We start from the raw sequence: 10,186 nt of genomic DNA, 5'->3' as shown, positions 1-10,186 counted from the left end.
GGCCCTTCTCCTGGAATCCGGTGACCCTGCCGTCCTTCAGGTGATTGCCAGGTCCATGCTCGCCGGCGGAGGGTGGTGTGATCAGGCACGGCGAGATCCAATCCCATCAACGCAAGCACCGATGTGAGCAAGCCCTCCGTCTGGCGCAGCCGCAGGCCGAACACCAAGCCAACGGTCAGGGCCGTTTCGATCGCCAGATCGGAATCGCGCGGCTGCCCGCCGCGCGTCGTCCGCTTCGCCGCTTGCCACAGCGACAGCGCTTCGGGCGCGATCCACAGCGTCAGGCTGCCCCGCCGGCGAAGACCTGCCTCATATTCCGCCCAATTCGCCACCTTGAACGTCATCGTGCCGATACGATGGCGGCAGGCAGCATTGTGTTTGAAAGGCATGGCGGCGACCAACGGGCTGTTTCGATGACCGCTCGACTACACAAGCACCGCTAACGATTCATGCACCAACGCCCCAGCGATGGTCAAAGTGCCGGGAGCATCTGAGAGGCGGAGTTCAAGATGACGAAGCATCCTTGGCTGAGCCTTTGGCTTAGTGCCGCAAACACCTGGGCCGGTGCCGCCCGAGGCTTCTGGACGGCGGAGATGTACCGCCAGCAGAAAGCGATGTTGAATGAAATCGCGAAACCGGCAGCGCGCCCGACAGGCACATCCCGATTGGGAAAGAAGGCATCCGCCAGGGCTCGGAAGAAGGCTAAAGGCTAATACAGGTCCACCATACTTGGTCTCCCGCAGCTTCAGCCCACGCCCCGCCCATTCGTACCCGAATGCAGGCTCGCCTTTGCCCATCGAGATAAGCGGCAACGCAAAAGGTGACTGCAATGACCCGCTACGAAACCACCCCACCGTAGTCGTCGTCCTGGTGCCTCTCCGAGGAGGCTTACTGATGGTCCGCCGCGCACTCCCTGGCGAGGGGTAAGGGAAACTTCCGCTCCCCGGTGGCTACCAGATGCTCGGCCAGACTTGGCAGGAGGCCAGAGCGCAGGAGATGCTGGAGGAAACAGGTGTCGTGATTGCTCCCGAAATCCTGTGGGTCTTAACGGTGGAGACCACACCAGATCGGCGGCAGAACTTATTCTTCTGTCAAAGCCCTACGGTCGAGCCCGAGGGGGCTTTCCTTCACGACGCGGAGGTCTCGGAGGTGCTCGTCATCCATGAACCGGTCGAGACAGCGTTTCCGCTGCATACGCGGATGGTACGAGAGTTCTTCCAGCAAAAATTGTGAGGATCGCGGCTGCCGAGATGTCCAAGCATTGCATGGCATCGCTCACCTTTTTGGTCATCTGATTGCCCTCGGCTGAAGAATCCCCTCGGTTGCACTCCGGGTCTGCAAGCACCGATAACGTGCAGACAGCGAGTTGTGCCCGTAATCAACAGGCAAAAAAGATCATGGTTAACGACTGTCTAGCCGCCTCTTTCTCAGCCAAATCGCTGCGTTTCATTGGGAGAAGCCGTAGGTTGGGAGGTGGCGATGGGAACCGAGATCGGCATTGGCAAGCGGTATCCAAGTGTCCCCGACGCGGAACTGTTGCGCCGAATTGCGCAGGACATGCGCTCCCTCTATGCCGATGTCATCAAGCAGCCTCTGCCCCGCGACATTGCGGTCGCTCTGTCCCGCATCGACCGGGAGCAGAGCCGTGCTGTGTATCAGGCACAGCGGCTTGGGGCTTGAAGCTTGGGTTGACCGCCCAGTCAGATGGTCGCCAGAAAAGCGATTGCAAGGAAAACAGACCCTACAAGGACCGCAGCGCCGGTCCAAGCGATTCCCCGTGGGCGACTATGGAAGCCGACTGCCTGAGGAACTACCATCCTTTGCCTCCTACGAGTAAGGAATACGATGCCTCGCTGGCAATTTAATCCAAGAGTCGAAGGACGCATCAGGCGCAAAGGGGGTGCTCCGAAAGAGCAGGGCTGGACTGAAGCAATCTCGTCCTCTTGTCTACTCGCAGTGGCAAGAGCCTGATCAGGTCGGGTGGCCCTCGGTGTCGTCGATTTCTGGCGACTGCTCCACTGGTATCTGCTGATCCGGCACCTTGGCACTCTCGGTTGGATCGTGCTTTTGGTTCTGGTGGGCCGGGTTGCCGGTTCCGTGCTCCTGCACGCCACTGCGGCGGCGGCTGTTGACGCTCAGGTTCTCTAAGCCTGTATCCTCGTTCGTCTGCTTATTTCCTGCCATGGCCACCTCCTCGGGACATCACATCCTCTGGGAGAACGGTGGTCGCGGTGCTCGGTTGCCGAATCTTATCCCATCACCGCATGTCTGATCCGCGCAGCAGCTTCTATGGGTTCGATGCCATCGGTGTACCAGTCCAGGATCGCCAAATAGAGGCCATTGCGCAAAAGGTTGTGGTGCTCAGAGGGAAGGTGCTCCTCAACCGCCGTCAGGTATCGCGAGAAGGGCTTTAGCATCGGACCAGCCTCCGTTAGTGTTCATCGCTCCGAGACACTGCTCTTCCAGGTAGAGCACCAATGGAGCAGCATTTTGACTTTCATCCTCCGCACAAATTTTGACCGCGCTCTGGCATTACGGGAGAATGACAGGCCGATGTCGTACAGCCCAGCGCGGTTGCTGTCTCACCAACGCCTGGGCTTGCTGGAGGTGAGCGATGCGACCGCTGGAGCGCGTTCACATCTTCGGAGCAGCCGGTTGTGGCTCATCGACGCTGGGATGGGCGCTGGCGCAACGGATGGCATGTCAGTACCTCGACCTCGACGATTTCCACTGGCTTCCGACCACGCCAGCCTTCCAAGTGAAGCGGCCCACACCTGAGCGAGTGCGCCTGCTTTCAGACGCAACAGCATTCTCTCCCCAATGGGTGCTGTCCGGGTCCATTGCAGGCTGGGGCGATGCTCTGATCCCGAGCCTCGATCTTGTGGTCTTCCTGTATGTGCCGACCGAGATCAGGCTGGCTCGGCTTCAGCGACGCGAACGGGCACGGTTCGGCACGGCGCTCGATCCGGAAGGTCTGATGCACGGCCAGCATCAGGCGTTTCTCCGCTGGGCCGCAGGATATGATCCTGGTCTGAGCGGCGGGCGCACCCTGTGGGCTGATACCACATGGCTGGCCTATCTGCCCTGTCCTGTGCTGTGCCTGATCGGCGAGTGCGGGACGATGGAGCAAGTCAAGCGGGTTCTGTCCTTCTGGCATACGCAGGCTCATGAGCCGTTGAGCAGTCGCCACACGACCGCAGAGGTCTTTGGCATGGTTCAGGACAGCATCGCCTGCTTTCGGGAGAGGGCCTCTGGCTCTAATTGCGCCCCAACCGTCTTGGGGGATGTCATATTGGCTGAAGGCTCAGGCCTGCCTTTGAGGGAGAATCCCTCCAGAAAACCGCTCGATCTCGATGGTGCGGTCGGTCAGGGAGTAGGCCCTTGGAGGAGAGACTGAACTCCGACCCGCCGCTGCATCGAGGCGAACATTGAGTTGCTCGATCTCGGGCACTGCCATGGGCGTCCCGTGCGCGGCTATCATCTCGGCGAGGTCTTCGGGAAGTGCATCAACTTGCTCTTGGAGGAGGAGAAGGGCTGCACGGATAGTACTCAACTCTCGTTCGTCAATGACAAGGGTGAGCTTCTTCATCGGGTACGTCGGCCTCTCAGCTTGTCCTTTCAGGCTACTGGTGGATACGGCGGAAACAAGGCAACGGCGTGAGCGGCTCATCGGTATAGTGATCTAGGCCACGGCGACGCATTCGATCCCGATGTCGAATTCCATTGGCCAGGAGGCGACCGGCACGAAGGTGCGCGAGGGTGGGTTTTCCGGAAAGAAGCGGGCGTAGACCCGATTGATCGTATGGTAGAACCCCGCATTGCTCGCATAGACGCGAACCATCACCACCTTATCGAGCGAGGTGCCTGTACTCTCAAGACAGTGCTGAACCGCCTGAGGGAGGCTTCGGTCTGAACCTCTATATCGCCCCGGATGAACTTCCCTGTCTCCAGATCAAAGGGCGGTGTTCCCGAGACAAACACAAAGCCGTTGGCCTCTGTCACCAGGTGAGAGCGGAACCCCGACATTGCGGACGCCCTGTGAGAGGACCGGCACTCGATGATCTCTTTGAGCATAGCAAGCACCCTTTCCAGCCGCGTCACCCTGACTGACAAGTTGGCACCGCCCCAAGAACTCTTGCGGATAGGAGGTTCTCCCTTCTCTCGACGAGAATGGCTTCGGCATCGAGAATGGCAGCACCGGAATGGAGAACGGGCCATGTCTGCCGCCTACCTAATCGTCAGAATCAAGATCACCCGCGAAGAGGGCTGGCCCGAGTATCGGCAGAAGGTGGCCGAACTCTTCGCTCGGCATGGCGGTCGCTATCTCGTCCGGGGCGGCCTAGTGGAGGTTTTGGAAGGCTCCTACGACGGACGGCGACTGGTCGTATTCGAGTTTCCGTCAATGGAAGCGATCCACTCCGTCTGGCACTCACCGGAGTATGTGGAAGTGAAGAAACTGCGTGAGGGCGCAGGTGAACTGGATGTCTGGGCTGTACCGGGAGTATGACGTTCAGGTTGCTCTTCCGACGCCAAGTCTGCCTCAGCCATCATTCTTTCCGTCCAAACAGCCTGGCAATCAGGCCACCGCGTGCGGGAGCAGGCTGATGCTTCACTTCATCTTGAGTTAGTTCGGCGGTCTTGGCTTCGAGTATTTGTTCGACCTCGGTCTCTGTGTGGGTCTTTGTGCTAACCAGAGGTGGCTCGTTTGCCTCTTGCTTGGTTTCTTCCCCTGGGTCCATCAACGTTAGATTGACCACAGGCTCTTGCTCCATGTCGGCTGCTGCGGACAGGACCTCGATCCGACCAGGGAAGTCATTGCGGCCCTCATACCGGACGTAATCGTGGAAATTGCGCCTGATCCGGTGCGGTTGATCGAGAAGGACCTCATTCCGGACTTGGACTACAAAGAAGCGCCCTTCCGGCGTTGTCACATCCACTCGACTGACCACTCCTTCGGAAAAGCTCTTCCAGGGACTAGGAGGATGGAGATGGACGCGGACCTCATCCCCAACTGCAATCGTCATCGGCAACGTCTCAGACATTCAGGGGCTCCTTTCTCGGTAGACGCTGAGACGCCCACATGGCAGCCTGGGTGCGATTAGACACCCCGATCTTGCGCATGATGGCTTTCACATGCACCTTGACGGTCGCTTCGGTGATGTCCAGTTTGCGGGCGATGGCCTTATTGGGTGTTCCGTCCCTCAGAAAATCCAGAACTTGCATCTCTTTCGCTGAGAGCCTGCCAGGATTCAGATTAGGCAGCTTCGGTTCTCCTGCGTTGAGCGACTGGTTACGAGCATGGGATATCGTTCCCATGAACGAGTTCAGGACCTCAAAGGGCAAAACACTCTCGCCCAGCATGACCAGTTCAAGGGATTTGATCAGAACACCAGGGCCACTTGCGGCCCAACAGAAGCCGTTGACACCAGCCTCATGTCCCAGCCTCAGGAAGTCGAGATCATATTGATCAGCCAGAACAACGATCCGCGCCTCCGGAGCCTGATCCCGTACCTGTCTGACTATCTCAATGATCCGACCAGCATTCTGGCTGGCCTCGATCAGAACCAGGGCAACGTCCGGAACGAACCCTTGGAATCGCCTTGACCCAGCGACGGAAGCTGCCTCGGCAATGACGAAGGGGCTTCCCGACAGGACGCGTTGAAGCCGCGAGCGCAGCAGGGAATTATCACAGATCAGAGCCGTTGGGATCGTTGGGGTAAGACGGCAGAACAGGAGGTCAGCTTCCGACGCGCAATCATGCACAAGCGTCAGTGTTCGCGCAGTCATTTGTGCTCCCTGTTTAGTTTCCTCAGTCAAGAGACAGTAGACAGGGGCACGAACCCTGTCTGTCGGGTATCCGACGAAAGCCATCTGCCAAGAATCCTTAACCTGTTTCAGAACCATCTCTTGCTGACTGAGCTTAACAATATAGGCTGTTACTGACGCCCGTCCTCACCTGTGCTGGGAAGATTGCAGGTCGCGGGAAAAAAGAAGCGCCCAGTGAGGCGCTTGGAGGTCCCGGCCCGTAGGGGCAAATGAGCCGGTGAAGCAAAAAATTGATCAGCCTGCCGCCAGAGGTGTTCGTGCCCGCCCTGTCCGCGCGGGCGGCTCAGCAACCCCAACCAGCACCGCCGCCCGCACTGGCGGAAAGGCCATCACTCCATTAACATTCCAACCGGACCACTCCATGGGGGCAGATCATGTATGTCTGGGCATAACCCAGTCCCCTTGGTTTCGGAATGATGGGTTAAGCTTCTTACCCTGCCTCGCCGTCCTTTCGGATAGGCATAGGATCATTAGGATACTGGTCCTGTCATTACATAAAGCCAAGGTTACTGTAGCTCCTCACGGACTTTGTGGGCGAGGGTGGCGTGCAGCGAGATGAACTGTTCCCTGTTGAGCTTTTAGGTAGGATTGCGCAGGAAGGCCTCTTGAGAGAATTTGGTGGCCGCCGCCCGTCCATATCGGAAGTGGCAAGTATCCCTGAAGCCTATCTGCTGAAACTCTCAGGATTCGGGCCTTCAACTATTCGGAAAGTGCGTTCCATCATCCACGGTGGCACTGCATCCTCGTCCCCGACAGCAGGTTTGAGTGATGAGACGCTCCTGTCAGAGTATGATCGCCTGACGGCCAAACTCAAGGAATTGCAGGACCAGTTCAAGCGGCAAAGCCAAGAGCTTCAGCAATTGCTCCGAGACATCCGTTTTGAGCTTCGCATGAGGGGTTTTTCTCCAAAATGAGGAGCGGCAAAAGAAAGCCCCAAGACAAGCTTAGGGCTCAAGGGATTTCCAGAGAACTCCATCACGAGTGGGAGGAAACGTGAAGGCACGGACAAACAATCCTGCATGGGCAAATTACATTGCGCTTCAGACGACCTTGGTCAGCACTCCACCCGCGAGAGACAGGAGCAGAACACCGGAGCCCCTATTTACAATTTGAATGATACTTGGCCGGAGTCGGCTCCTAAATATCGCGACACAGCCGCTGAGCGCTGCCCACCATATTGCTGAGCCTAGGAACGTGCCTGTAGCCAGAGCGATCTTCGTCTCGAAGCCGCCTGTGCCAAAAGGAGTGATCGTTGGAGCCGCTGTGATGAAGAGAATGCCGGTGACCGGGTTCGAGGCCGCAATCACAACTCCAGACGTATATGTGGTCAGACAGACTAGGAGGGTTGGTGCTGCTTTGAGGCCGGACGGAATGTTTCCCTGACGACGTATCGCGCGAATTCCCATCCAGATTAGCAGCGTTGCCGTGCTGAGAGAGGCAAGATGGCCGATACTAGAATCTGGCCTGATGATCAGAGGACTTGCGGTACCGGCTGTCGCAATGAGAATCCATCCGACCTGAACAGTCGATGCTCCGAGGCCTGTGGCCAGACCGAGAACAGCACCGCCTCCTAAGCTGCGGTTGATACAGAGAATTCCAACGGGCCCAATGGGTGCTGCGACACAAAACCCAAGGACCATTGCCTTGAGAAAAACAGGTTCGTGGAGCCAGGACACGTCACACCTCCGCCGAGCTGTCGTTTGTTGAATTTCCTAGGCTGACCACAAAGGCTTGTTCGCTGCTTCCAGCACCACGTCCCTGCTAAGCCCGACATCGGTGAGTTGCTCATCATCAAGTGCAAGAAGTTCCTGTCGGATACGCCTTCTCGTTAGCCACTGGCCGACCACAGCAACTGGTCTCACAGAAACCTGTAGATTCGACATGTGAAGAGCAAAAGTAGTCATATAAACCTCCTACATTTGTTGGAACGCCCAATTGAAAAACTAGCCATTAAGGTGTATGATGCGCCGTTGCCATAGTAAACGTAAGTACTTACCCAATGGTCATTGTTGAGTTTATCAATTTTTATCAGGTCGTGTTTCTTTATTTTGGTAAATAATCGCATTAATGAGGTAAAACACGCAAGTAAGCAAATTTGACTATCATAAGTAATTAATTTGTATAACATAAAATCGTATTACACCAACGCGTAGTCTGGTGTATTGTTGCGTATACATGACATATGCAGTTTAAATTAAGAAAATTGCCGCCTATAAGGAAGTTATCCTCCAGGTTCTCCCTTAATATACAGGAATAGACTTTAAATCGAGAATACTTTTATCGTGTATTCCTGACCTGCTTTGATGGACTTTGGTGCGTAATTCAGATGTAGGCCGCGATGCCCCCTGACGTCGGGGCTCAGGTGATGCGCTGGGACACCGGCATGCTCAGGTGTGTCATGACGTTGAGGACCTTGCAGCCGACGGCCACCTCCGTCTTTTGCGTGGGCAAAGTTCGGGCATGGAGGCGGCGCCGATCAGGGTCTTGTAGCGCATCATCGCCACCTCGCCCAATGATCGACGGCCATAGTTGACTGCCTTCTGCCAGCAGAGCCGACCGCGCAACTGGATCATCTGGAGGTGTTGGTCCCGTTGGGTGAGTGCCGTCTCGGCGTTGTTGCTCGGCACCGCTGTTGAGCGCGGCGGGATGATTACTGCAGCAGGATCCCGCTCGGCGATGATGCGGTAGACGGGCTCGCCATCGGCCGTGACCGAAGCGACCGGGCCTGAGATCTGATCCAGCAAAGGGCCGACCTGTGAGGCATCGCCGTCGTCGGTGGTGGTCAGTTCCGACGCGACGATTTCTCCGGTAGCCGGATCAACGGCCAGGTGGAGCTTGCGCCACGTCCGGCGCCCTTGGCCGCCATGTTTCTCGCGCTGCCAGTCGCTGGCACCAAACACCTTCAGCCCAGTGGAATCGATCACCACGTGCACCGGCCCATTCGCTGTGGGGAACACCTTTGCAACAGTCAGATCAGCACTGCGGCGCGAGAAGGTGGTGTGATCGGGCACCGGGAGATCCAAGCCGAGCAGACGCAAGATCGAGGCCAGCATTCCTTCGGTCTGACGCCAGGGCCGAGCAAAAGCCAGCCGCAGCATCAAGCCCGTTTCGACGGCGATCACGGAGTACTGCTGCGGTCGGCCACGTCTACCGCGGCGGGACGATATCCACGTAGCCATCGCTGCCGGGTATATTCGGGTGAAGGGTGAGTGGGTGTATCTGTACCGCGCTGTCGATGCGAGCGGGCAGACCATCGACTTTCTGCTCTCACCCAAACGGGATGCCGCGGCCGCACGGCGGTTTTTCCGGAAGGCTTTGGGGCAGTCGCACACGGTCAATCCGCGGACGATCACGGTCGACAAGAACGCCGCTTATCCCATCGCGGCGAAAGCCATGAAGCGGGATGCGGAACTCTGGCGTTTCGCCAAACTCCGGCAGGTGAAATTTCTGAATAATATCGTCGAGCAGGACCACCGACGCATCAAGCGGCTGGTTCGCCCCGGGCTGGGTTTCAAGAGCTTCCTGACAGCCGCGCAGACGATTGCGGGCTACGAGGCCATGGCGATGATCCGCAAGGGACCGGTTGTCAGTGCACCAGCAAATGACATGGGCGCGCAGCGCGATTTCATTGCTACCCTGTTCGGCGCAGCCGCGTAACCTACGTTCTTGTCCGGCGTTCGCTTGACCTATGTCAGGAGTTGCAGCGGAACCCAGGATGCCGGGCAAGGCCTGCCGCACGGTGAGGCCGCGCTTGAGCAGGAAGCCGCGGATCCGGTTGGTCACACCGTGCGCCGGCTGACCAGACGCGAGCGCACCCGGCGCAAGGCGAGCAGATCCATCTGGTCGGGCGTTTCGGTCGCCACGAACGACATGGTGGGCCGTTGCACCGCCTCGGCAATGGCTTCGGCATCGCGATAGTCGTTCTTGTGCCCTTGAGGAAAGGTTTGACGTACTGAGCGGGGATCAGGCGCACGTCATGGCCGAGCGCCTGGTGCGGGCGGCCAATGTGGTGGGCGCCAGCACAGGCTTCCATGCCGATCAGGCAAGGTGGGATGTTGGCCGGGCGCTGAGCGAGCTGCGTGCGGGAGAGCTTGATCCGCAGCACGATCGCACCGCGCTCATCCTAGCGCATCGTGCGGAAAAGTGGATCCGGTTTTCCGCGCCGAATGATGCGCTCTTCAAAAAGGTGAGCATCGGATCGATCCCAAAAGTGGCATCCACTTTTGGGCCCGATGCTCTAAGGTCTGTGGGGATTCACGAGAGCTTGGGCTTATGATTCAAGCTCTTGATGGATCGCTATGTATTGACGGATGCCCAGTGGGCGAAGATGGAGCCGCATTGTCTGGGTAAGCCAACCGAC

13 protein-coding genes and 3 pseudogenes are annotated in these 10,186 nt (G+C 57.8%); 6 read left to right on the top strand and 10 right to left on the bottom strand.

Annotated features, from left to right (window positions below; translation table 11 throughout):
• On the bottom strand, nt 1–389 hold a 389-nt coding region (locus ACS5Q1_RS44110), incomplete at its 3' end, for a transposase (RefSeq protein ID WP_473104153.1).
• Nucleotides 390–996: 607 nt separating this feature from the next.
• On the opposite strand from ACS5Q1_RS44110, the gene ACS5Q1_RS44105 reads away from it, so the two are divergent.
• Nucleotides 997–1,233 carry an NUDIX hydrolase gene (locus ACS5Q1_RS44105; RefSeq protein ID WP_473104152.1) on the top strand — a complete coding sequence of 79 codons (237 nt, stop codon included), beginning with the start codon at nt 997–999 and terminating at the stop codon, nt 1,231–1,233.
• 246 nt (nt 1,234–1,479) lie between these two features.
• On the top strand, nt 1,480–1,680 hold the full coding sequence (locus tag ACS5Q1_RS44100) for a hypothetical protein (protein ID WP_473104151.1): 201 nt from the start codon (nt 1,480–1,482) through the stop codon (nt 1,678–1,680).
• 291 nt (nt 1,681–1,971) lie between these two features.
• Here the strand turns inward: ACS5Q1_RS44100 and ACS5Q1_RS44095 are convergent, their stop codons facing one another.
• The gene (locus tag ACS5Q1_RS44095) at nt 1,972–2,184 is read right to left on the bottom strand and encodes a hypothetical protein (RefSeq protein ID WP_473104150.1); all 213 of its coding nucleotides are present in this window, start codon (nt 2,182–2,184) and stop codon (nt 1,972–1,974) included.
• 65 nt (nt 2,185–2,249) lie between these two features.
• Entirely contained in the window at nt 2,250–2,417 is a 168-nt protein-coding gene (locus ACS5Q1_RS44090) for a hypothetical protein (RefSeq protein ID WP_473104149.1), read from the bottom strand.
• A gap of 197 nt (nt 2,418–2,614) precedes the next feature.
• Between ACS5Q1_RS44090 and ACS5Q1_RS44085 the strand changes: the two genes are divergently transcribed.
• Nucleotides 2,615–3,397: a P-loop NTPase family protein gene (locus tag ACS5Q1_RS44085; RefSeq protein ID WP_473104148.1), complete on the top strand. Its 783-nt coding sequence runs from the start codon at nt 2,615–2,617 to the stop codon at nt 3,395–3,397.
• Between the two features lie 285 nt (nt 3,398–3,682).
• Here ACS5Q1_RS44085 and ACS5Q1_RS44080 read toward each other — a convergent pair whose 3' ends face one another.
• On the bottom strand, nt 3,683–3,841 hold the full coding sequence (locus ACS5Q1_RS44080) for a RidA family protein (RefSeq protein ID WP_473104147.1): 159 nt from the start codon (nt 3,839–3,841) through the stop codon (nt 3,683–3,685).
• A gap of 375 nt (nt 3,842–4,216) precedes the next feature.
• Between ACS5Q1_RS44080 and ACS5Q1_RS44075 the strand changes: the two genes are divergently transcribed.
• Nucleotides 4,217–4,507 (top strand): DUF1330 domain-containing protein, encoded by a 291-nt coding sequence (locus ACS5Q1_RS44075; RefSeq protein WP_473104146.1) that lies wholly within the window; start codon nt 4,217–4,219, stop codon nt 4,505–4,507.
• Nucleotides 4,508–4,547: 40 nt separating this feature from the next.
• Here ACS5Q1_RS44075 and ACS5Q1_RS44070 read toward each other — a convergent pair whose 3' ends face one another.
• Both ACS5Q1_RS44070 and ACS5Q1_RS44065 read right to left on the bottom strand, forming a co-directional pair.
• Nucleotides 4,548–5,024 carry a hypothetical protein gene (locus ACS5Q1_RS44070; RefSeq protein ID WP_473104145.1) on the bottom strand — a complete coding sequence of 159 codons (477 nt, stop codon included), beginning with the start codon at nt 5,022–5,024 and terminating at the stop codon, nt 4,548–4,550.
• 10 nt (nt 5,025–5,034) lie between these two features.
• Nucleotides 5,035–5,787 carry a LuxR C-terminal-related transcriptional regulator gene (locus ACS5Q1_RS44065; protein WP_473104144.1) on the bottom strand — a complete coding sequence of 251 codons (753 nt, stop codon included), beginning with the start codon at nt 5,785–5,787 and terminating at the stop codon, nt 5,035–5,037.
• Between the two features lie 584 nt (nt 5,788–6,371).
• On the opposite strand from ACS5Q1_RS44065, the gene ACS5Q1_RS44060 reads away from it, so the two are divergent.
• A complete protein-coding gene (locus tag ACS5Q1_RS44060) occupies nt 6,372–6,740 on the top strand; it encodes a hypothetical protein (protein ID WP_473104143.1) in 369 nt (122 codons plus the stop codon).
• 126 nt (nt 6,741–6,866) lie between these two features.
• Here the strand turns inward: ACS5Q1_RS44060 and ACS5Q1_RS44055 are convergent, their stop codons facing one another.
• The 3 genes and pseudogenes from ACS5Q1_RS44055 to ACS5Q1_RS44045 form a co-directional block, all read right to left on the bottom strand.
• Nucleotides 6,867–7,466 (bottom strand): LysE family translocator, encoded by a 600-nt coding sequence (locus tag ACS5Q1_RS44055; protein ID WP_473104155.1) that lies wholly within the window; start codon nt 7,464–7,466, stop codon nt 6,867–6,869.
• A gap of 72 nt (nt 7,467–7,538) precedes the next feature.
• Nucleotides 7,539–7,709, bottom strand: coding sequence for a DUF1127 domain-containing protein (locus tag ACS5Q1_RS44050; protein WP_473104154.1), 171 nt, complete (start codon nt 7,707–7,709; stop codon nt 7,539–7,541).
• A gap of 475 nt (nt 7,710–8,184) precedes the next feature.
• A pseudogene (locus tag ACS5Q1_RS44045) lies at nt 8,185–9,020 on the bottom strand (IS5 family transposase); the annotation flags it as partial.
• Here ACS5Q1_RS44045 and ACS5Q1_RS44040 point away from each other — a divergent pair.
• Nucleotides 9,016–9,483: pseudogene (locus tag ACS5Q1_RS44040) on the top strand (IS6 family transposase); the annotation flags it as partial. The pseudogenes ACS5Q1_RS44045 and ACS5Q1_RS44040 sit on opposite strands and share 5 nt — an antisense overlap.
• Nucleotides 9,484–9,540: 57 nt before the next feature.
• Here the strand turns inward: ACS5Q1_RS44040 and ACS5Q1_RS44035 are convergent.
• Nucleotides 9,541–9,949: pseudogene (locus ACS5Q1_RS44035) on the bottom strand (IS110 family transposase); the annotation flags it as partial.
• Nucleotides 9,950–10,186: the final 237 nt, after the last annotated feature.

It is taken from the genome of Microvirga sp. GN3 (assembly GCF_055792825.1).
This window is presented reverse-complemented; position numbering and strand designations above follow the sequence as displayed.

Coding starts and splice junctions, on each gene's coding strand:
- ACS5Q1_RS44055 (WP_473104155.1), bottom strand. CDS start 7,466: ATGGTCCTTGGGTTTTGTGTCGCAGCACCCATTGGGCCCGTTGGAATT.
- ACS5Q1_RS44090 (WP_473104149.1), bottom strand. CDS start 2,417: ATGCTAAAGCCCTTCTCGCGATACCTGACGGCGGTTGAGGAGCACCTT.
- ACS5Q1_RS44050 (WP_473104154.1), bottom strand. CDS start 7,709: ATGTCGAATCTACAGGTTTCTGTGAGACCAGTTGCTGTGGTCGGCCAG.
- ACS5Q1_RS44095 (WP_473104150.1), bottom strand. CDS start 2,184: ATGGCAGGAAATAAGCAGACGAACGAGGATACAGGCTTAGAGAACCTG.
- ACS5Q1_RS44080 (WP_473104147.1), bottom strand. CDS start 3,841: ATGGTTCGCGTCTATGCGAGCAATGCGGGGTTCTACCATACGATCAAT.
- ACS5Q1_RS44085 (WP_473104148.1), top strand. CDS start 2,615: ATGCGACCGCTGGAGCGCGTTCACATCTTCGGAGCAGCCGGTTGTGGC.
- ACS5Q1_RS44075 (WP_473104146.1), top strand. CDS start 4,217: ATGTCTGCCGCCTACCTAATCGTCAGAATCAAGATCACCCGCGAAGAG.
- ACS5Q1_RS44105 (WP_473104152.1), top strand. CDS start 997: ATGCTGGAGGAAACAGGTGTCGTGATTGCTCCCGAAATCCTGTGGGTC.
- ACS5Q1_RS44100 (WP_473104151.1), top strand. CDS start 1,480: ATGGGAACCGAGATCGGCATTGGCAAGCGGTATCCAAGTGTCCCCGAC.
- ACS5Q1_RS44070 (WP_473104145.1), bottom strand. CDS start 5,024: ATGACGATTGCAGTTGGGGATGAGGTCCGCGTCCATCTCCATCCTCCT.
- ACS5Q1_RS44065 (WP_473104144.1), bottom strand. CDS start 5,787: ATGACTGCGCGAACACTGACGCTTGTGCATGATTGCGCGTCGGAAGCT.